The organism is Sulfurovum sp. (genome assembly GCA_020525365.1).
GTDB lineage: Bacteria > Campylobacterota > Campylobacteria > Campylobacterales > Sulfurovaceae > Sulfurovum.
Genome location: JAIZOF010000001.1, coordinates 631,780 through 654,609, shown reverse-complemented (window position 1 = coordinate 654,609; position 22,830 = coordinate 631,780). Strand labels below are relative to the sequence as shown.

The window sequence follows — 22,830 nt, the reverse complement described above, 5'->3', positions numbered from 1 at the left end:
TATGAGGCAACCAAAAGAGATACTCATCACCAATGATGATGGATTCGAATCACAAGGATTAGTAGCACTTCGTCATGCTTTGGAGCCATTGGGAAATGTGACGGTGGTGGCTCCCACAACAGAAAAATCAGCCTGTGGGCATTCACTCACACTTACACGTCCACTCCATTTTGTACAACTTGAGGAGCACTTTTTTAAACTTGATGACGGCACACCAAGTGATTGTATCTTTTTGGCACTCAATAAAATCTATAGCAATAAAAAACCTGATCTTGTCGTATCGGGTATCAATATTGGCTCAAATATGGGTGAAGATATCACCTACTCTGGTACAGCAAGTGCAGCAATGGAGGCAGTGCTTCAGAACATACCCGGTATTGCCATCTCTCAAGTCTATACTGAATCTGGCAAGAGTATTGACAAGCTTGGGTACACATTAGCACAAGAGAGTATTGCTACATTGGTTGAAAAGATCTTTTTGGGTGACTTTCCTCTCCCTCCACGAAAATTCCTAAACATCAACATTCCTCCTATTCCCAAAACCCAGTGCAAAGGCTTCAAGGTCACCAGAGCAGGCAATCGTCTCTACGCACATAATGCACAAGTGCACCACAATCCCCGTGGAAAAGAGTACTACTGGATTGGTCTGCCTGAGCTTGGATGGTTAGACACCAAAGGGTACACAACAGATTTTGAGGCAATCGATGATGACTATGTCTCCATAACACCCATACAGCTTGACATGACTGCACATGGCGAGATAGACAATGTACAAAAATGGCTCAATGAAAAAGCATAGCTGGTCTCACCTTGCATCAATATACCCATTGATACACATGAAAGAGATGCCATGAGGTATGAGCGTTGCCGTATGCTCTTTGGAGAAGATTTTAAAAAACTCCAAAAAGCAAAAATACTTATTCTTGGTGTGGGAGGGGTTGGCTCTTACACGCTTGACTGCCTTTATCGCTCGGGAGTGAATGACATCACTATTCTTGACTTTGATACCTATGATCAGACTAATCAAAATCGACAGATTGGCTCTGATGCAGTGGGTGAGGTAAAAGTGAAACAGCTTGCCAAGCTCTATCCAAATATCAAGACTATCTGTCAGAAAATGGATGTGGCGTGGGTGGAAACATTTCATTTTGAACCATATGATATCGTTATTGATGCTGCCGATACCACCAAAGTAAAAATAGCAGTAGCAAAAAAGGTTTACAAAAAGCTCATTATGGCGCTAGGTTCTGCTAAACGCTATGATACCTCCAAGATAGAGGTTGCTTCCATTTGGAAAACACATGGTGATGCATTGGCACGAAAAATACGCAATGAACTCAAAAAAGCAAAATTTGACAGAAACTTTACAGTTGTTTTTTCACCCGAAGAGGATAAATGCAAAGAGAAAGGATCCTGTGTGGCAGTTACTGGTGCTGTCGGATTAACCATCTGCTCTGAAGCAATCAAGCGAATTATTCAAGCATAGTCCAGTTCTGTATGACTCAATTGGTATCTCTGTAATACAAGAGTACCAATATAACTTCAAGAGGTTTTTGCAAGATTCCTATTTTTTGTGGCAAGCAGTGTTAAAACAAAAAGTCCTGCCACACCATAATAGACCCACATTGGGATAGGCACAGGGTCACCTGCAGCGTAAGAGTGTAGTCCGGACAGATAGTAGTTTACACCAAAATAGGTCATTAAAATTGCTGAATAAGCCCACGTTGCAGCAACATTGTAGATAAAAGTATTGTTAAGCTTTGCAATAAAACGCATATGGAGTACTGCTGCATAAATCAGAATGGTCACTGCTGCCCACGTCTCCTTAGAGTCCCATCCCCAGTAGCGACCCCAAGACTCATTAGCCCAAACACCGCCAAGGAAATTCCCTACTGTCAGCAACATCAATCCAATAATGAGTGCCATTTCAGAGAGGTTGGTCAACTCTTTAATGGATCGATCAATATTCTCATGCCCCTCCTTGCCTCTGGCAATAAAGAGAATGAGTACCATCAAAGAGAGAATAGAACCAAGGCCAAGAAAGCCATCACCAGAGGTGATGATTGCCACATGCATCATCAGCCAGTAAGATTTAAGTACTGGTACAAGATTGGTGATCTGAGGATTAATAAAACTTAGGTGTGCTACGGACATGGTAATACCTGCTAGCAGCGCAGTACCTGCTAATGCAAATGGTGAACGACGTGCAAGAATAATACCTGCAAGTACAGTTGCTGCAGCAATAAATACAATGGACTCATAAGCATTTGACCAAGGTGCATGGCCTGCAATATACCAACGGATACCCATTCCTGTGACATGTAGTGCAAAAGCCACAATCAGTGTTATCCATGCAATACGCATAACCCATTTCATGGAGAAGTTTGGTCTAAGTACATGCATAAAGGAAAATATGAGGAGTATAAGTCCTAGCATGAGATAGACAGGGAAAAGTTTACTAAAGAGTCCCAATCTGTTATACCAAATTTCTGCCTTAATATGGTCTGGACTTGGCAACACCTCTGCACCATAACGTCTTTGGTATTTTTTGATTGCTGCAATACCAAGATTTGCTTTGCTCCAGTCACCAGTTTGCAGACCATAAGTAACAAAAGCAAAATAGGCAGAGATGGTCAGTTGTACCTCTTTTTTTTCTACTTTAGAAAACGTTTTGAGTGCATCAAGTGGTGCAACCCACTTATTATTCTTGTCATGGGGTACTGGGTAAATACGCATCAGTGTACCCTGATAAGTCATATAGGAGACATTAACCCGTTCATCAATTTTAATGAGCTCTCTATCATATTTCGACTTCTCTAAAGGCTTTTTTCGACTTGCCTTGGTTACCGCATCGAACAATTTATAGCTTCTGTCTCCCTCTCGTTTAAAGAAGTCAGTAAATTTAGCATATTGGGTATCTTCAGGAAGCCCAAGAGCAAGAGCAATTTTTTTATGCCCTATCTTTATCATTGGAACATTCTGATAAATCTCCGGTTGTATGGTCATGCCAAGAAACATCTGATCAGGATCAAGATCATATAATTTTGTACGACCAGTAATTTTGGCAATCACATCATGTGCAACTGTATCCATTGGCTTCATTCGCCCTCGATGGTCTTGTACCGGTAAGGTTCCAAAATTTTTAGCATGTTCAATGCTGTAGGCATGCATCTGCTTCAGTACATCTGTACTGATTGCTAGTGGTGCTGCTTTGGTATGTTGTGGTGCCATTAAAAAAGCAATGGCCACAAGGGTAGCAGTCATACCATGTTGAAGTTTTCGTACCCCCTTAAAAAGTTTCTGGAAGCGTCCATTGGGGATAAAAAGGCTCCAAATCATTCCTAACCCTAAAAGAAAATAGGCAATATAGGTAGGAAGTGTGCCTGGATCATGGTTAACCGAAAGTACCGTACCCTCTTCATCAGGATCGTAGGAAGATTGAAAAAATCGGTAGTTCCTATGGTCAAGCACATGGTTCATATAGATATGGTATGGCATCCTTATTCCCTTTTCTTGGTCAACAAGAATAACCCTACTCGAATATGATGCTGGCGTCATAGACCCTGGGTAGCGATCCAGTTCAAAGTCAACTAACTTGATGGCAAATGGTAGCGTGATGACCTTTGCACCAATACGCATCTGAATATCCATACCATTCAGGGTAAACTGCTTCAGGTCACCCACTTGTCCCTTCATTGGTCTAAAGACCACCTCTTTACTTTTGTTGCCAACAGTAACGTTTAACTTGATATATTCAGGTTTACCTGATTTGGTTTTCAGTGCGTGTGACACTATCTTAATGGTTGATTTTTTATGAATATCTTTCAAAACAATTGCACTATTTCCGAAGCGATAAAGTATACGACGCGTCAAAGGATTATCTCCTGGCTGTATCTTGGCAGGTGTTCGAGTATCCATATTGAGCGTTTTGATAGCAAGTGGAAAGTTTACCTGTAAGTGATCTGGCTTGCCTGTAATCTTGAAGGTAGGTTTATCTGTCGGAGTATCTACAGCCCCATACGAAACATAAAAGGTATCGAAATCTTTAATATCCCCCCTCTTAAAGTAATAGATTTTTCCCCTACCTCCAGCAGAGATCTTCATCTCAAGTAGTGTCGTACCATTTAAATCAGATACAACCTCTTCATCAGCAGTCGGAAGGTATGTTTCAAGTGATACTTTAAGGACTTTATTGCCTACTTTGAGGCTCTCTGAAAGATCATTGTGTGTCATTGTAGAGAAGAAGAGTGGTTTCTCAAGAGAGGCATTGTGCTCTTTGGTCTTGACAAAAAGCTCCATCACTTTTATATCGGAGACCATCTTGTTTGTCATCTGCCCTTCTCTAATATGCATAATCCCTTCATACCCTACATATCGGGTAATAAGCGCGCCCAATGCAACAACAATAAAGGAAAAATGAAAAAGAAAAACAGGGAATTTGGTTTTGTATGTTTTATATGTAGCAATCTGATAGATTAAAATAGAGATAAAATAGGCAAGAAATATCTCAAACCATTTTGCTTTATAGACTAATGCACATGCTGTCTGTGTGCCATAGTCATTCTCTATAAAAGTTGCAACTCCTATTATAATACCAAATGAAAATAGCATTAAAACTGCCATTTTCATTGAAAAAATCTTCTTTAACATTGCTAGTACCCCTTAGAAAACGAATAGGGAATCATTCTAACCAATATTTATTAACGCTATATTAATTAGGAGTCATTTTATCTAAATATACTCTTATACAGTATTTCAAAAGTAACCTACTTAAGCTCTCCCCATCTACTCCCTGTACTGACAGAACACTCTAATGGCACGTTAAGTTCGTAAACAGACTCCATGATGTCAACAAAACGCTTAGAGAGCACATCGACCTTATGCTCTTCTATTTCAAATATAAGTTCATCATGAATTTGGAGCAACATAAAGGCATCAAGATTCTCCTCTTTAATGCATGTATCTATCTCCAACATGGAAAGCTTAATTAAATCTGCTGCCGATCCTTGAAAAACAGTATTGACCGATTCTCGCATAAATGCAGCTTTTTGCATACCATTGGCACTATCGTAGTCAAAGAGCCTACGCCTTCCAAGTATCGTTTCAACATATCCATCAACTTTTACTTGTTCTTGTATGCCTTCAAGAAACTGCTTCACTGTAGGAAAAGAGTTAAAATAGTTAGCAATAATCTCTTTGGCTTCAGCTTGAGTGACACCCAATTCATCAGAGAGCTTTTTGGGTCCCATACCGTAGAGTAGTCCAAAGTTGACCGATTTAGCAAAGTTACGTTTGGCTTTTGCCTCACTTTCTCCAAAAAGCTTTATTGCCGTTGCCATATGAATATCAACACCCATCTTAAATGCTTCAAGCAGTGCTGCATCCTGTGAAAAGTGTGCCAGTAGACGCAATTCAATCTGAGAGTAGTCAATACTCACTAACCTATAGCCTTCTTTAGCAATAAAAGCATCACGAACACGCCTACCGAGTTCTGAACGTACTGGAATATTTTGAAGATTGGGATCTTTGGAGCTGAGCCTTCCTGTTGCTGTTCCCGTCTGTAAAAAAGAGGTATAGATACGACTTTTTTTATCTTTTTGTGCCAGCTTCAACAGCGGTTCTACATAGGTAGAGAGTATCTTCTGATATTCGCGATAGCTCAGTATCTTCTCTATCACTGGATGCTCTTTTTTGAGTGATTGCAGCACTGCTTCATTGGTACTATAACCTGTCTTGGTCTTCTTGCCTCCCTGAAGCCCAAGTTGCTGAAAAAGTACTACCCCAAGTTGCTGGGTTGAGCGGATATTGAACTCTGTTTCTGCCAGTGCGTATATCTGTTCTGTCAACAATGCAAGCTCTTTACTCAACTCACCCTGAAGTACCTCCAAGAGTGGCTGGTCAACCTTAATGCCAAGCTGCTCCATACGAATAAGAACATTGATAAAAAGATACTCCACCTGTTTAGCCTCTTGAAGCAAGTGAGTCAGCGAACCAAGCTCCATCTTCTTTTGAATGGCGCCATAGAGCAGAAAAGTCATCCATGCATCTTCGGCTGCATAGAAGGTTGCTTCTGCAATAGCAACAGAAGAAAAATTCTCTCCTTTCTTGACCATCTCCTTGAAGGGTTTCATCTCATATTTAAAGAATTTCCGTGCTAAGGCATCCAGCCCTACTTTACGCCCAGGATCAGAAAGCCATGCCATAATCATCGTATCTGCAAACGGGACAATCTCCTCCTGATTATAACGATTATAGAGTAGTGAAAGATCAAACTTAAGGTTCTGTCCAATGACACGACATTGCATTAGCTTTCTTAACGCCTCTACAGCATCCTCTTCACTATTGAGAGAGATCTAGAAAATCATAGACATCATCGCGCATCTGCACTAATTTGCGAGAGAGAAAAGCACTCTCTTTGCTCTCAAGTAGTAATTGCTGAATACGTGGGGTGCCTGCATTTTCTATGTCGGCATAGATTGCTTCAAGTGTATGATACTCATTGATAAGTTTTGCCGCACCCTTAACCCCAATACCTTTAACCCCAGGCACATTGTCAGAGCTGTCTCCAACAATTGCTTGAAAGTTAATGAAATCCTCAGGGGATACCCCAAACTTTTTTACACATGCCTCTTCGTCAACCTCTTTTTGGTCAATGGGATTATACATCACCACTTGTGTGTCATCTATAAGCTGATAAAGGTCTTTGTCGTGTGATACAATCGTTACCTTCATATTTTGCTCTCTAGCAAATTTTGTTACAGTCGTGATAATATCATCTGCTTCAAAGCCCTCTTCAGAGAGATTGGCAAATCCCATTTTCTCAATCCATTCAATTGCTATGGGCAGCTGCTCAATCAGCTCTTGGGGCGGTGACTCCCTGTTGGCTTTATATGCTGGATAAATCTCATTTCTAAACGTTGGTCCCTTGCTGTCAAGTGCAAAGACCAGATAGTCTGTTGCATGATTACGATGTAACGAATCGACAAGATTGATGAAACCTGTTAATAGCCCTGTAGGGAACCCTTCAGAGTTACGTAATGGAGGAAGTGCATAGTAGGCACGAAAAAAGAATCCGAATGTGTCAATAATGGTGATTGTTTTCAATAAAAATACCCTCTTTTTTACTATTTTAGCCAATAGTCTGTTAGACCTTTGCTTTATCGTTCCATCATCGTCAAGTAGCTTGTGACCTTTGAGGCTAGGCTAACTCTTTTGCAAGATATTCACCCGTATATGAACCTGTTGTCTTATGTTCGGCTGCAAGTTTTTCAGGAGACCCTTCTGCAATAATCAATCCACCTTTGTTCCCCCCTTCAGGTCCCATATCTATAATATAATCTGCATTCTTTACCATATCGAGGTTATGCTCAATAACCATCACCGAATTACCAAGATGGACAAGGTGGTGCAATACCCCTGTTAGCCTATCTACATCAGAAAAATGCAGTCCTGTAGTTGGCTCATCAAGCACATAGAGTGTACGACCTGTATCTTTTCGACTAAGTTCCTTGCTTAGTTTGATACGTTGCGCCTCACCCCCTGAGAGCGTTGTTGCGTTTTGTCCAAGTGTAATATAGTCAAGTCCCACTGCTGCTAACGTAGAGAGCTTGGAAGCAATGGCAGGAATGGCTTTAAAAAACCCTAATGCTTCTGCCACACTCATGGAGAGTACATCAGAGATTGACTTGCCCTTATAGCGTACTTCAAGTGTTTGGGCATTGTAGCGTGTGCCATGACACGTATCGCACTCTACAAGCACATCAGGCAAAAAGTGCATCTCAATCTTAATCTGCCCATCTCCTTGACACTTTTCACAACGCCCACCCTTGACATTGAAGGAGAAACGCCCTATTTTGTAGCCACGCAACTCTGCCTCTTTGGTTTGGGAAAAGAGTTTACGAATCTCATCCATAATGCCTGTATAGGTTGCAGGATTGGAGCGCGGAGTACGTCCAATGGGGCTTTGATCGAGGTAGATTACCTTATCAAGTTGTTCTAATCCATTAATCTCTACGCCATCAACCTTATTGACCTTCTTGGCATGGTTAAGCAGTTCACGTGCCACTGGTAGCAGGGTCTGAAGAATCAATGATGATTTTCCTGAACCGCTTACCCCTGTAATGCAAACAAAGTTATGGAGTGGGATACGCACATTAAGACACTCAATATTGTTAAGTGTCACATTTTTAATCTCTATCCACGTCTCCTGAGGACGGTCATGGGCATAGCTTATCTCCTTCTTACCATTAAGATACTGTGCAGTCAGTGTCTTGGCTTTGAGTAGTTTCTTTTGAGTGCCAGCAAATACCACTTCACCACCAAATGCCCCTGCCCCAGGACCAATATCGACAATATAATCTGCTGCCATAATGGTCTCTTTGTCATGCTCAACGACAATAACAGAGTTGCCTTTTTCTTTGAGTGAGTTGAGGGTTCGTATAAGCTTCATTGTATCACGCTCATGTAGCCCAATGCTTGGTTCATCAAGCACATACATCACCCCTGTTAGCCCCGAACCAATCTGTGAAGCAATACGGATACGTTGTGCCCACCCTGAGATAGCAGAGCCGTGCATCACGGCTAAGTGTAATGTATCCAAGACCAACATCATACAGAAAGTAGAGACGCCCTTAATCTCCTTTAGCATGGACTCAGCAATCTGTTTTGCTGTTCGCCTCAAGTGTAAAAAGTTTTTTCCATCAGCAAAATAGGCATAGCCCCTCCTCAATAGGCATATCAATAATATCAGCAATACTGTACCTCTATCTTAACTGCCAAAGAGCGTGGATGCAAGCGATATCCATCACACTTATCACATACCTTTCAAATACATACCACCATATCCTTTCATCTTTGAACATGTCGTAGCAAACTTCACCAATCTCCTGGCCATTCACGTTTGAGCTATGACGTTCCATGCAAAGTCCACCATAGAGCTCCGCTGGTACCATAGAGTATCGCCTTTTGCTGATGCTCGTTCACCATAATAACTGATGTGTCACTGCCATTCTGCTCACAGAATGCATTAAGAAACTCTTGGGTGTAGTAACTTGTTGAAGCCATACATAATTTTTACAGCACCTTTGTCGATAGTGCTTAGTTCTTGGTCTATTACCTTTTAAGGTCTATGGCATAGCGGATCCCCCAACCCGTCACAGGCAGGACAGGCACCTGGGTGAAGCTAAAAGAGAAGCTCACAGGCTCCAACGGCTCAAAACTGAGCTTTACAGTCAAAACACATGCCAAATGTTCGGAGTAGTGATAGTCCTTGCGATCAAGCCCTAACACTTCGTGGTTCAGTACTCCACCCATCTCCCTGCAGCTCTCAAGTGCCTTTCACATCCTGCCCAATTCCGGTCTCGGCTCTCCTCTTTGACCACAACACGATCAATAAACCACTTTGATGGTATGTTTTGGTTTTACTTAGCTCGATTTCATCGTCTAAACGCACCATCACTCCATTGATCATTGCACGTACATACTTTGTGACGCAGTGATTCTAGCATTATCAGCAAAGGTGCCTTTTTTCTTTAACCAATGGTGCCATAATAACCAATTTTGCCCTTCAGGAAACAAACGTAGCACCTCTTCAATAATATCTGTCGCACTCATGGAAGAGATAGGTTTTTACACTGATGGCAGTATTGTTTCCTCACTCTTGCAAAGAGTAGGCGTAAATAAATATAGATTTCTTATGATTGTTCCTACTGTTGAACGTGATTTTAGAGGTGGTCTTTTGGTCAATGGCAATGGCAGGTGTGAGTCCCTCTATCTTGTCAACATCAGGCTTACCTACACGTCCTAAAAACTGCCGCATAGCTTGAAAGTGACTCAATATAACGACGTTGCCCTTCCGCGTAGAGGGTAGAGAATGCCAATGTTGATTTGCCCGGAACCAGAGATGCCGGTAATGACTACTAGTTCATTCTTGAATAGAGATATCAATATTTTGAGGTTATTCTTTGCGCCATAGACATGGATCATATCTTGTTTTGTTGCCATACTTTTGCTCTTTGCCTTGTTGAGAAATTAATTTGGAATTATAGATAATTAACTAATATTGGTCTCTAGTATTCAATGGGTATTTACACTATACATCTTTTGACTGTATATATTTATCTTAATGCATCAAGGGGTGCAAGTAATATGATTGTTATGGTTTTTCTGAGGAAAGGGTAAAAGATTTTAAATTGACATATTTGTATACATATATCAGAATATTTTTTATTAATTATTATGTTAAACATAGTTTTTATGATAAAATGCCTATACTTTCCTTCTTGAATATATAGTTATTCATAGTCAAATTGCAACAATAACTTTAACGATCGAAATGGAGGTGATGTCTTATGGGAAAATCAATTTCTTTTGTTGAGTTTATGTTGGCATAATGCTTGTTGGATGCGTATCGGAACCTAAGCCACTAACTGAACGTAACTCCCAGCTTACGCAAGGTAATATTCAAATGAATTTAGTGACTGAAGACAACAAAAGCAGAGGTATTGGAAACTTTGGATCACCAAATATTACAACAAGGGATGGAATGCGAAGTATGGATTCTACAAAGAACGGCACAAGCTTCCAATTATCCAGTCAATCTGGTACTGGACAATAATTTTGGCTGGTCAGTCAGGCAATGCATCGGGTTTCGAAAGTAGCTCAAGAATGATCAGTTAATTGATTATTAAATTTAACAGCAGGGACATTGTCACTGATTTCAGAAGCAGAACATCTAATTTCTAGAGAAAAAATGAAAACTATCAAATTTATAGCCACTGGCTGGAGCAGGGTAAGTTGACAGGCTAAAGTATGAATTCAGCACCACCTACATTAACACCATTAGAAATACAAAGCTTGCAAACACGTGAATATAAACAGGGAAAGGTATTGTTTTTTTTCAAGTGTTCTATCGGTCTCCAAGATTTGGGTTATACGGTCAGAAGTGCAGACAAAGATACGACTAATTATGGCAGAAAGTGCATTAACAGCGATGTTGTTTCTATGTTCTTTGCTCGGAATATCAAATGCTTTCTCAAACATCTGCAACAGCATTTGTAGAAAAATCGGAAAATTACAAAAGTACGCTTGAACTTTGTTACCCGTAATAAAATATCATATGATGGTGGTCAATCAGATCGGCAAGACACACCAATACTTGATGCAAGGGTATCAAAATGCTTTCGAGCGTATAGAAAATGCAATTTTGTCAGGTCTAAACTAAAAAGAATACAACAAGGCAAATGCACTCGACAGCAAAAGTACCACTCCTTCGTCATCACTTTTACTAACAGCATTTGCAACGTTAAACGACCAAAAGGACATAAGCCATAGTAAACATATCAACAATTTTAGAACCATTGTTACAATTATGGTATTTGCTCAATGATTTTAGTAGTAGTATTTTAGAACACCGACAGGAAAAGGAGAAGCTGGTGACTTCTAGTGAATATTGCCGCAAAATTGAGAGACTCTGATAAAAATAAATACTATCTCATAAAAATGTAACACTTCCAATCGAAGGTGGTACCACACAAATAGACCATATCATTGTGCCAGAATATACATTTTTGTAGTCGAAACAAAAATATGAAAGGATGGATATTTGGTGATGAAAAGCAAAAATATTGACTCAAAAATTTACAAACACACCAATAAATTTCAAAATCCACTTCATCAAAATTATAAACATATCAAACCATTCAAGACGCATTAAATATATATCATCCAATAAAATATTTTCAGTTATTGTGTTTACCGTATGATAGTACATTTAAACCCAAATGCCTAAAAATGTAAAGTATGGTATTAGCTATATTGATTATATTAAATCAAAAAGAGAAAGTATTTTCACAAAAAGAAGTTTCAGAAATTATTGATTCAATAGAATCAAGACAACTTGCTCCGTTCTTTAAAACAAAACCAAGAACATAAAAAATATGTAAAAATATTGTTAAAGAAAAAGAGAATAAAAAGTCTTGTCCAAAATGTGGTGGTGATCTGTCTCTACGTAAGGCAAAAAAAGGCAATCAAGCTGAAATAAATAAATTTAAATCAGGAGAGAATAATAAAAATAAAACAAATATTCATTTCATAGCTGTGCTATCGATGAGCAAACGTCACAACTGATGAACTTTTTATTAGCAAAGAAAATATATTATCAAAGATGAAAAAGGCTATAATGAATTGATTTAGGTATACAGAATAGTGGTGCTATGAAAATCACCTAAAGTTTGGAGAGACCATATTGCTTGGAACGAATATAGAAATTCCAAACAACTAATACAAGGAAAAGAGTTTTTTTCTTCTACAAAAAATAGGCAATAAATATGGTCCACAGCGAGAAAATCAACTTAATCTTATCAGAGATTGATTTATTGAAAATATTTAAAAGGTTGGACACAACACTACTTGGAACTAAAATTGGAGGTATTCAAAAAGAAAATAATCAAAATGGAATACTTTATGTTGAATGATGAATCACTTTAAAAATAATACTTTTTATATCAATAATGTGCAAAGTAATTTAGAAGTGGAAGAGCATTCAAAAGAAAATTGATGATTCTAGAGATTCAAATTTTCGAGAAAAGCGAGTAGCAAAACATAGAGCGATTGTGTGATGGACATATGGTTAGAGTAAATCTGAAATGTTACAGATAATTGGCTTTACATGGCAGAAATCTTGCACACATGCTACGAAAGAAAACTACCTATTGAAGAAGAAATTTATTGTGATTTTTATATTCTACAGGAAAAGTATATATTGAATTTTGGGCTTTGAAATGATCCTAAGTATGCAAGAAGGAAAGCAAAGAAAAAAAGGAGATTACCAGAAATATAATTTTAAGTTAATCGAACTTACCGATAAAGATGTTGAAAACCTTGACGATATTCTTCCAAAGATGTTGTTAAAATTCTGAGTACAAACTTACTAAAAAGACATAACAAAATAGAGTAACCGATAAAATTACCTAGCAGAAATTTATTGGCCATTCGACCATTGGCATCACATTAGCACATTAAGTCTTAATTTAATACTACAATAAAAGGAGACTGGAAGGAGATTTTATGCAAATGGTTGTAGATGATATAAAACCTGTTACCTATCTAAAAGTAGAGTTAAATGATGTTCTAAAATATATCAATGAAACTCATAGATCTATGATAATCACAATAAAATGGTGAAGCTAGCTGTTATACAAGATCCAAAGAGTTAAGATATGAAAATGCTCTGCTATCATGAAGCTTTCTTTCATTTGCAGAAAAAGATATTAGAAGTGGACATCTTCTATGACTCAGAAGATGTTTTTAGCTCTTGTTTAGCTAATCCCTTAGTAAATTAAAGTTAAATGGACTTCAAATGCAAAAGAAGACCTTTTAAATATTGTTGACTATATCAAAAAGATAGTTTAAGTGCCGCAAGAAAAGTTTATAGGCAAATAAAAGAAAAAGTACAATCTAGTAACTTTTTTCCTTTAAGAGGTAGTAGTTCCTGAACTTTTTAAAAGAGAGTTATTATTGCAAAACTATTAAGAGGGCATGTGCTAACAAACAGAGTGGTCAATAAATATCTAGTGGAAATTTATCTCTCATTCCCATCCCTCCTCGAAACAAGGGAAAAGGAGAGCAAAATGAAAATATAAAACAAAACAAACCAAATGGAATCCAAAAACTCACAAACAAACATACGGATTTTGTCTCACAGTTGGCATTGCCTGTGGTAGATTTACTTGACCCCAAAGGGTGAGACTATACGATGCGGGGTGTGAGAGGGTACTTTAGCCAAGTTGAGATAGGAGCGTAGAGGCAAAAGTCATTGGGTAGATATGAGTGCAGAGATGATAGAGGCTTGTAAAGCAAGGAGTTGAGGCTTATGTTGTCTCTGTTACGGCATTGCCTTTATGAAAATGAATTGATGCAGGTTTCCACGCCACTTTGCATTGGGTAAGTGGGATGCCAGGTCTGCTGTAAAAACATAGCAAAATCGCTTAAAAATGGTGGACGTTTACAGCCGAGTTTGGAGAGGTGTGGGTAATATGTATCGTCGTCTCTGCTATGCAAAAGGTATTTGATACTCATCCCACGTGGGGAGTATTTGAAACCCTTGGTACTTTCCTCTCTAGTGTGGAGGAGTACACGGCATTGTTAGAGTCTGAGGGCTGGCAAGCTATGCTGAACTTATCCCCTAGACTCCACAATTCCATGAATGACATCGTCAACTGGTTAGATATATTTGCCATCGGCATTACTCGGAGCATTTAAGCCGTGAGGATTTTGAGATATTTAAAATAGAGTGTAGAGATATTTTAAAAAAGTGAGATTTATAGTGAAGAAGAGTGGATAGTGTTAGATTATGTACGGTTGAGGGTTCAAAAAGAAGCCTAAAGGGTTTTTTCATTCTTATCCGTCCTCGGTGTGGGAATGCATACAAGAGCCTAAATTACAAAATCTCTCCATTTCCACCTCCTCGCCCTGTTGCTTCTGCATGAGAGCGCATAGTAGGACAATAATGCCTTTATTTGGTTATAATTTTTTCATGTATCCCTTTCACTGAGGATGGATGGAACGAGGGAAGGTCACCATTTCTATACTCTGACCATTATCTATAATTCTAAAAAGGAATATATTTGATAGATATAGTAAAATTCTACAATATCATTCGAAGGTAATAGTTCAGACAATCATAGAATTGATTTATAAGGATATTGCACAAGCACTTACTGGGTTTCAAAGATCCCTGCTCTTACCACACATTTAATATTAAATAATCAAGTTATCACACAATCTCCATCTTAAAGAATGCAGAAATTATTCATTACCATCAGAAGATGGTAGTTGGAAAATGACAGCAGCCTATTTTGTACAGTACTGTATGGCTTAGGTACAGCCCCAAAAGACACATCTTAGGACATATTTATTCTGCATATGATTATACTTCTGAAAGTTTAGTACATGTAGACTATGATAAACACTTGGAAAACTATATGAAGAATCAAAAATAAAAAATTACCAAAATTAAACAGCATCAACTTGATTCAATAATAGAAAAGTGTTCTTTTCTATTAAAGAAATGCATAGACCAATATATCAAACAGGAACAGCAACTAAAGCAACAATCAGTGCTATGATTAATGACACATTATTGCCAATATCTTCTTCATTGTCAATGGATACTTATGCCCATTTAAAAGAAGACCTTATAAGTCCAGAAGAAAAAATAGAAGGGGGCGTTATATTTCAGTTACAATGTAAATACTTATATGGGACGTATTTATATTCCAAAAAGAAGGAAGACCAATACCTTTTTGAATTATGAATCTATAAAAGATAAAGAACTATTGAAATAATTGTAAACAATTTAAGTAAACATGCATTAGATGATCAAGAAAATAAAAATAAAATGTACTTTGTACTTGAAGTTACGAGTAATTCTGCTAAACTTAAAGGTATATTGTAAAAACATATCACTGTAGTATTTGACATCTTCACAGTTTGTCGAAAATGATGAGATACAAGAAATTTCCAATGATAAAGAGCTTTCAGTTGAAAATTTAATGAATTGTTTAGATGATTTAAAAATGGTGATTATAAAATATCTAAATATCAAATTGCAGAAACTAAGACATTTTTAAAAATAAAGACCACAATAGATAAAAAAATTATATACAAAAATAGAAAATTTTGTATCCTCAGTTACGAGAATCCACACTATGGAACAAATATAAAAGTTAAAAGGCGTACTAGAAGGCTATTATAGATATAGAGTTGGCAATTACCGACTTTTTATTTGATAAAAAATGAAAAACTATTATTGCGGTAGTTGATTTTAAACATCGGCAACAGGCATATGACTAAACACATAACAAAACCTTGAGAGAAAGTTTAATTCTTAACGGAAAACTATTTCAACTTCTGACTGTTAAAACCACATCTTTCACTAACATCCCTAACGCAAACACATACAACACCAACAGTGCCATCTTATGGTTTTTAAAGTAACGTGGTCTTAAGCCAAATACCCAGTGCCACACCTACAAGAGATATTGCCACCACCAACCCATTGCCAAAGTCTATGGTTCCGGTGCTCAAACGGCTTATCATCCCTGCGATGGAAGAGAATACTACAAAGAAAAGCCCAGCTGAGACTGCCTTTTTGATGGGGTAGTGCAAAAGCCCTACTAAAAGTGGTGTTAAGATGATGGAGCCACCAATCCCTAGTGTAATAGAGAAAATACCAATCCCCAAACCTATGGTAAAAAGTAAGCCTTTGTTGAGTGTCTTGGTTTGGGTATCATCATGATGGTTTTTGGAGAAAAAGAGCCTAAAAAGAGCAAAGAGAAGCAAGCCCAGAAATGTAAACTGCAACGCAGTATCTGGAATGTGCTCTGTGACATAACCACCAATGTAGCCACCACCAAAACCACCAAGCCCGACAAAGATCCCCTCACCTATGATGAGTGAACCTTTTTTATAGTTCAGGTAAGAACCAAAAATAGAAGAGAATGTCATCTGAACTATGGAGATCCCAATGGCATCTTTAATCTCAAATCCTATGGCCAAAAGAATGGGCACAAGGATCATCCCTCCACCAACACCAAAGAAACCAGACATTGTGCCTATGAATATGCCAACAGGTACCAATTCAATAAACATCATACTACTCCAAAAAAGATAGGAGATTGTAGCGTAATTTTTTATTGAACCGGGAGATACATAAATTGAGAAAGAAAAATTATTGTGATTACAAAAGCAAATGGAAGGACATGACTTTTAAATACAAAAGGTTGTATGCCCACATAAACCTGCAAAAAACCTCTCAGCCCAAGCCATATTCCCAAAAAAGCCTTGAGTGCCAAAATACCCTGAAACCATGTAAGTCCCTGCTTTGGATCTATTGGACCATATACTTGTGAGATTAGATAAAGTCCTGTCAATACTGCTACAATAAGGCTTGGTGGTACAACTTTTCTTACATATTTCATAAAAGATTCACGTATATGTTTGTGCTCATCCTCACTAAATGTTTTTTTAATCTTATTGCAAAATAGATTGTCTGTAATGAGAAAACCACCATAGATAAATGCAGCAAAGAGGTGGATGGTTTTAATGAGTATAAATAGCATGCATAGCCTTGTTTTTAAAAAGGATTATAATCAATCTCCCCATAAAGGGTTTTGATATATATCAATCTTCATAGAAAAATTTTTGGGAGAAGAATGTTTCTATGACCTCTCGCATCTGCTTAGGGTCTTCAATGCGATTAATGGTATCTCTAAATTCTGAAGCACCTTGATAGCCTGCTTTTGAATATCCGTGCAGGTTTTTTCTAAAAATAATTGCACCATACTTGTCATAATAAGAGATCATTTGGTCAAAATGCTCAAGTACTACATTTTTAATAAGTTCTGAACTAGGTTCATTCATCTTCTCTTTAATCTGGGAAAAGATCCATGGTGCCTTAATGGCGGCACGACCAATCATGATTCCATCTACACCAGTATATTCCAAGACCCACTGTGCCTTTTGAGGGGAGTCAATATCGCCATTGGCAATCACTGGAATTGCAACAGCCTCTTTGATCTCTTTGATAGCATCATAATCAACAGCAGCCTTATATCGACCTGCCCTGGTTCGCCCATGTACAGCAATATAATCTGCCCCAGCATCCTCAGCCACTTTGGCAATTTGAATATGATTCTTTTCATTGAAACCCAAACGCATTTTAACAGAAGTGTACTCCTTGGTAGAGTATTTCTTGATGGTTTCAATCACCTTTCCCATCTGTGAGAGATTGGTTAGCAAGGAGGATCCCTGTAAATTATTGACCACCTTGGGAGCAGGACAGCCACAGTTAAGGTCAATAACACTTACCCCTTCTTTTTCATTAATAATTTCAACTGCTTTTTGAATCACCTCAAGATCACTACCTGCAATCTGAATACTGTATGGGTCTTCTGAAGGTGCTTTTTCCAACATGCGGTATGTTTTTTTGCTCTTGTATACCAGTGCGTTAGAGCTAATCATCTCTGAGACAGTCAGGTCAACCCCAAACTTTTTAACAACAGAGCGGAAAGGAAGATCCGTAAATCCTGCTAGTGGGGCTAGAGCATAGAAAGGTTTGGTAAAATCAAGTTTAGGCATATCTGCTTTAGATATTTTTACAAATCGACTCTGTATCGATTAAATCTTCTAGCTTAAATCCTTTGTCCTGTTTTTTTAATTCAAAAAGTGCGCGATACTTTACAAACTCATGTACTTCATGCTCTTCAAAATATGCTTCAATTTTATCGAGTAGTTCATATTCAAAAAGTAGATAAAGGTAGGCATTTTGTGCCTTGGGAGTCTCTTGTTGGTAGTCTCGGAAAAGTGCTAAGTTCTCATCAGGAGAAAATATTTTTTTGGTTACTTTGGCAATATGAATATAGTCACTACATGAAAGCTGTAAAACTGCTACAAACTCATTTAACATATCTGCACTCAGACCCAAATCTTTATCTTCTGTTGCACGATTAAGCATAACCATGAAGTTTTTAACATCAAATATTTTTACATATTTTCGTGCTTTAAAAAATGTTACTTTGGTAGCAAAAATCTTTAATGCCTCCTGCTGTATGATCTGTGAAAAACTTGAAGGAAGATTGATCACCTCTTCTACAAAGTTTAAATCATCTTTAAGGCGATTGAGACAATTTTGTATAAGGTGAGGATTCCCCTCATTAAATACCCTTGCAAGTTTATGTTCTTTAAGGTCTACATACTCACCATGCTTAATTCTATTAAGGCTACTTGTAGCGCCTACAAGCCTATCACTCATCCCTTCCACATTATCAACCATATCAATCGTTGATTTGCTAAGAATGACTGCTAACCTCTTTATCTCATCAACCATATATTTCTGCTCTTTAGGCTCATGCATAAGTGACCAGTAGAACGCATCTTCAAGTGTTTGAATGTCGTGTGACCACTTCTTTGCTTCAAAATAGTTTTTAAGACTATGGTAAAACATGTGTATTACTGTAAAAAGAAGAAGAAGAAGCATTGGCAATACAATCCATACTGCTATAGGAAAATCAAAATGAAGCCCCATAACCTCTATTGAAAAATGATTTGGGTTAATCATCTGTGTCGATACACCCGTGACCCCTATCAATAGCAGTGCCACGAATATATATAACCTGATTCTCATATCTACTCCTTTTAACAGGTTTACTGTTCTTCTTTTTCGCTAATCTCCCTACAAACAATACAAAAACGTGCAAAATTTTTGACCTCAAGACGCGCACGCCCTATTGGCTCTTCACACATTTCACAAATACCGTAGGTTTCGTTGTTTATTTTATCCAAAGCCAAATCAATTTCTGCTAATTCTTTTCGTTGTTTATCCAAGATTGCACCATCTACTATACTTTCTGCCGAAGCTGCGGCATAATCACCCTCATCATTGAGTTCTAATTCTCTCATGCCATCAAGCTCCTGTGCCGTTCCTATAAGATTCTTTTCAATCTGTACTCTCCTATCAAGTAATTTACCCTTGAATATCTCCAGTTCTTTTTGTGTCAACATGCTCATTTTCCTATTTATGATATGGATGATTATTGTTAATTGCCAAACCCCTAAATATCTGTTCGAGTAGTACAATCTTAACCAGTTTATGTGAAAGTGTTATTTTACCAAATGATATGGCTTTATTACATTTACTTAAAAAATTGCTCTCAAAGCCGTATGCACCGCCAATGTAAAAGTTTATACTACTTCTATCCTTAAGCAGGTTTGCAACATCAAAACTATCTACCTCTTTTGATGAAGGGTTTAATGCAATATTAAAACTACCAAGAAGGTACTGCTCCATTGCTTCAGAATATGCCTTCTGTGCTGCCTTGGGAGAGATATCATGTGCTTTAGCAATCTCTTTGTCAAAGCACTCTATGACATCAATTTTTGCAAATGGTTTTGCAATCTTTTTATAGTGCTCTATCAGTGGTGCATATAGCCCATCTTTCCCTTTTTTATCAACAATAATAACATTTATCTTCATACTCTATCCCTACCTTAAAGTTTTATGATTGTACCTGTTTTTAGTAATAAATGAGAGCAACGTTTAAGGACAGTCAACAGAGGGGGCTAGACCATTATTTATGTTTCTCCAGTATTCTCTCTTTTTTAGGATAAATTATACTAAAATACCTTAATTGAACTAAGAGGGGGCGGGATGAAGCGTATCTTATTTGTCTGTCTTGGAAATATTTGTCGCAGTCCACTTGCTGAGGGAATTGCCCATCACTATCTTATTCAGAAATCTCAAAAAACAATTGAAATTGACTCTGCAGGAACCAGTGAGTGGCATAAAGGTGAGGCACCTTGCAAACACTCTATTGAAGTAGCACAACAGCACAATATTGATATCTCATCACAAAGATCAAGACCTGTCACGCAAAGTGACCAGTACAAATTTGATTATATTGTTGCCCTAGATAAACAGAACCGAAATGATCTAGAAATAATGGGGTTTCAAAATATCTACCTACTTGGTGATTTTGGTAGTCACGGAGGGGAGGATGTGCCAGATCCCTATTTTTTTAATGGATTTGAAGGTTTTGAAAAGGTTTACAATATGATTGAAACTGCCGTAAAAGACTTGATTGAAAAGGTGGAACATGGGTGCATCTAACTACTGTATGGTCACAACAACCACAGACAATCAAGAGAATGCAGATCTGATTACACAAACCCTACTACAAGAAAAACTTGTATCTTGTGTACAGGTCTCATCTATTGAGAGTTCTTATCGATGGAAAGGCAAAATCATTACAAGCAAAGAGATACGCCTTGAAATCAAAACAAACGTTTCACTCTTTGCAGAGATTAAAGAAACAATAGAAAAAATCCACACCTATGATGTTCCTGAAATACTAATGTTTATTATAGATGATGCCAAGCCAGATTACTTGCGGTGGATTGATGGGGAAACCAAAAACTGAACTTATATAAATAGCTACAAAAAAGGTAAGCAATAGACTTATGAAATCGGGCTAGGCATCTAATTTAATGATACCCTCTTGGATTCATACTTTGCCACCGCCAAGTATCTTCACACATCTCTTCAATGCCTTTTTCTGCCTCCCAGCCAAGTACCTCTTTTGCATAACTTGGGTCAGCATAGCATTGGGCAATATCTCCACTGCGTCTTGGTGCAATAACATAAGGTATCTCTTTTCCAGATACTTTTTCAAAAGTTTTAACCATATCAAATACAGAATACCCTCGTCCAGTTCCTAAATTAATGGTGAGAACACCATTCATATTACCAATCTTTTCAAGTGCCTTAAGGTGTCCTTCTGACAAATCCATCACATGAATATAGTCCCGTACTCCTGTACCATCATGCGTATTGTAGTCATTTCCAAATATAGAAATTTTTTCACGTTTACCTACTGCAGTCTGAGCAATAAGGGGCATTAAGTTGTTGGGGATATCATTTGGATCTTCACCTATTTTACCAGACTCATGTGCTCCTACTGGATTAAAGTAGCGAAGCAGTATCACCTTCCACTGATTGTCTGAAATATATAGATCGCGTAGCATCTCTTCAATCATCAGTTTGGTTCTACCATAGGGGTTGGTAGGATGTAATGAAAAATCTTCTTTAATAGGAACTGAATGAGGATCACCATAAACCGTTGCAGATGAACTAAATACAATAGATCGACACCCATGCTCTGCCATCACTTTGCACAACTGTACTGTACCATAAACATTTGTCTCATAATACTTCATTGGTTTTTCAACGGACTCACCCACTGCCTTAAGCCCAGCAAAGTGAATTACAATATCAATCTCATAAGAAGAGAAGAGTACTTCAAGCTCATTTTGGTTCCTTATGTCGCCCTCTACGAGTACAATAGGTTTTCCAGTAATCTCCTCTACTCTCTTAATACTTTCACTAGATGAGTTACTGAAATTATCAAGGACAATCACTTTATGTCCAGCTTCCAAAAGAAGGAGTGAGGTATGTGATCCAATATATCCAGCACCTCCAGTCACTAAAATATTCATTCTAAACTCCTATATATTCAACTATAGTATTTTATATTAAGTAAACCTAGGTTATATTGAAAGCTAACAAAGAAATAATGTATCTATTTTTAAAAATAACTATTTTTATATTCATTTTAATTGATTATTTTATCTATAAAGATAAGAATAAACTAATACATCTATAAATATTTTTATGGCTTATCTCTAAGTAGGATATGGCAAACAAACCTTATCAAAAAGAATTATGGTAGACTAATGTTGTAAATAGTAACAGTATATATTGTATCCACAGGATTCTCATGGTTTCCTAAGACTAGTAGATAAGTTCTCTCCTGTTCAAAATAGTCTCCAACCTGCATATTATAGAGATCCAGAATAAAACTGATAAAGATTATAACTTTTTAAATGAGGGTGCTATTTGATAAACAGAGGGCACCTGCACTACCATTGAGCTACTAATAATATGCAAGATATAGTGATCACTTGTAGGAATACCAAATCGCACATATCGAAAATTACCAAGTCTATTGGATACCATATTTGGTAGTAACAGATACCGTTACACTTTGAACTGGTGATTATCTTAACAACAATAAAAGGTGGTACACCCGTCAGGATTCGAACCTGAGACCGCCCGCTTAGAAGGCGGGTGCTCTATCCAGCTGAGCTACGAGTGCATCTACATAAAAAGTGGCTCCGGCACCAGGATTCGAACCTGGGACCAAATGATTAACAGTCATCTACTCTACCGCTGAGCTATGCCGGAACAATCGAATTTGTGAATGGGATTATAGAGAA

Annotated in this window: 14 protein-coding genes, 2 tRNA genes and 1 pseudogene; 4 read left to right on the top strand and 13 right to left on the bottom strand. The window is 37.7% G+C overall.

The window, feature by feature from the left end; all coding sequences use genetic code 11:
* Position 1: 1 nt before the first annotated feature.
* Complete coding sequence (surE, locus tag LGB01_03240) at positions 2 to 799, top strand: 5'/3'-nucleotidase SurE (protein ID MCB4753227.1); 798 nt, start codon at positions 2 to 4, stop codon at positions 797 to 799.
* A 51-nt stretch (positions 800 to 850) separates the two neighbouring features.
* Positions 851 to 1,486 (top strand): ThiF family adenylyltransferase, encoded by a 636-nt coding sequence (locus tag LGB01_03235; GenBank protein ID MCB4753226.1) that lies wholly within the window; start codon positions 851 to 853, stop codon positions 1,484 to 1,486.
* A 56-nt stretch (positions 1,487 to 1,542) separates the two neighbouring features.
* Here the strand turns inward: LGB01_03235 and ccsA are convergent, their stop codons facing one another.
* From ccsA to LGB01_03185, 10 genes and pseudogenes are all read right to left on the bottom strand, one after another.
* The gene (gene ccsA / locus LGB01_03230) at positions 1,543 to 4,650 is read right to left on the bottom strand and encodes a cytochrome c biogenesis protein CcsA (protein ID MCB4753225.1); all 3,108 of its coding nucleotides are present in this window, start codon (positions 4,648 to 4,650) and stop codon (positions 1,543 to 1,545) included.
* A 116-nt stretch (positions 4,651 to 4,766) separates the two neighbouring features.
* Positions 4,767 to 7,104, bottom strand: a pseudogene (locus LGB01_03225) (DNA polymerase I).
* Positions 7,105 to 7,198: 94 nt separating this feature from the next.
* The gene (gene uvrA / locus LGB01_03220) at positions 7,199 to 8,752 is read right to left on the bottom strand and encodes an excinuclease ABC subunit UvrA (protein MCB4753224.1); all 1,554 of its coding nucleotides are present in this window, start codon (positions 8,750 to 8,752) and stop codon (positions 7,199 to 7,201) included.
* 900 nt (positions 8,753 to 9,652) lie between these two features.
* Positions 9,653 to 9,835: a hypothetical protein gene (locus LGB01_03215; GenBank protein MCB4753223.1), complete on the bottom strand. Its 183-nt coding sequence runs from the start codon at positions 9,833 to 9,835 to the stop codon at positions 9,653 to 9,655.
* A gap of 6,152 nt (positions 9,836 to 15,987) precedes the next feature.
* A complete protein-coding gene (locus LGB01_03210; GenBank protein ID MCB4753222.1) occupies positions 15,988 to 16,653 on the bottom strand; it encodes a sulfite exporter TauE/SafE family protein in 666 nt (221 codons plus the stop codon).
* A gap of 38 nt (positions 16,654 to 16,691) precedes the next feature.
* Positions 16,692 to 17,120, bottom strand: coding sequence for a hypothetical protein (locus LGB01_03205; protein MCB4753221.1), 429 nt, complete (start codon positions 17,118 to 17,120; stop codon positions 16,692 to 16,694).
* A 61-nt stretch (positions 17,121 to 17,181) separates the two neighbouring features.
* Entirely contained in the window at positions 17,182 to 18,138 is a 957-nt protein-coding gene (locus tag LGB01_03200) for a tRNA-dihydrouridine synthase (protein ID MCB4753220.1), read from the bottom strand.
* A 7-nt stretch (positions 18,139 to 18,145) separates the two neighbouring features.
* Positions 18,146 to 19,183: a hypothetical protein gene (locus LGB01_03195; protein MCB4753219.1), complete on the bottom strand. Its 1,038-nt coding sequence runs from the start codon at positions 19,181 to 19,183 to the stop codon at positions 18,146 to 18,148.
* A gap of 20 nt (positions 19,184 to 19,203) precedes the next feature.
* On the bottom strand, positions 19,204 to 19,560 hold the full coding sequence (dksA, locus tag LGB01_03190) for an RNA polymerase-binding protein DksA (GenBank protein ID MCB4753218.1): 357 nt from the start codon (positions 19,558 to 19,560) through the stop codon (positions 19,204 to 19,206).
* Between the two features lie 10 nt (positions 19,561 to 19,570).
* Positions 19,571 to 20,032 (bottom strand): 23S rRNA (pseudouridine(1915)-N(3))-methyltransferase RlmH, encoded by a 462-nt coding sequence (locus LGB01_03185; GenBank protein MCB4753217.1) that lies wholly within the window; start codon positions 20,030 to 20,032, stop codon positions 19,571 to 19,573.
* Between the two features lie 174 nt (positions 20,033 to 20,206).
* On the opposite strand from LGB01_03185, the gene LGB01_03180 reads away from it, so the two are divergent.
* Both LGB01_03180 and LGB01_03175 read left to right on the top strand, forming a co-directional pair.
* A complete protein-coding gene (locus tag LGB01_03180) occupies positions 20,207 to 20,665 on the top strand; it encodes a low molecular weight phosphotyrosine protein phosphatase (GenBank protein MCB4753216.1) in 459 nt (152 codons plus the stop codon).
* Entirely contained in the window at positions 20,652 to 20,975 is a 324-nt protein-coding gene (locus LGB01_03175; GenBank protein MCB4753215.1) for a divalent-cation tolerance protein CutA, read from the top strand. The genes LGB01_03180 and LGB01_03175 overlap by 14 nt, the downstream gene beginning before the upstream one ends.
* Positions 20,976 to 21,039: 64 nt before the next feature.
* Here LGB01_03175 and galE read toward each other — a convergent pair whose 3' ends face one another.
* From galE to LGB01_03160, 3 genes are all read right to left on the bottom strand, one after another.
* Complete coding sequence (galE, locus tag LGB01_03170) at positions 21,040 to 22,050, bottom strand: UDP-glucose 4-epimerase GalE (GenBank protein ID MCB4753214.1); 1,011 nt, start codon at positions 22,048 to 22,050, stop codon at positions 21,040 to 21,042.
* Between the two features lie 582 nt (positions 22,051 to 22,632).
* A tRNA-Arg gene (locus tag LGB01_03165) sits at positions 22,633 to 22,709 on the bottom strand.
* Positions 22,710 to 22,723: 14 nt separating this feature from the next.
* Positions 22,724 to 22,798 (bottom strand) — tRNA-Asn (locus LGB01_03160).
* Between the last annotated feature and the right edge of the window lie 32 nt (positions 22,799 to 22,830).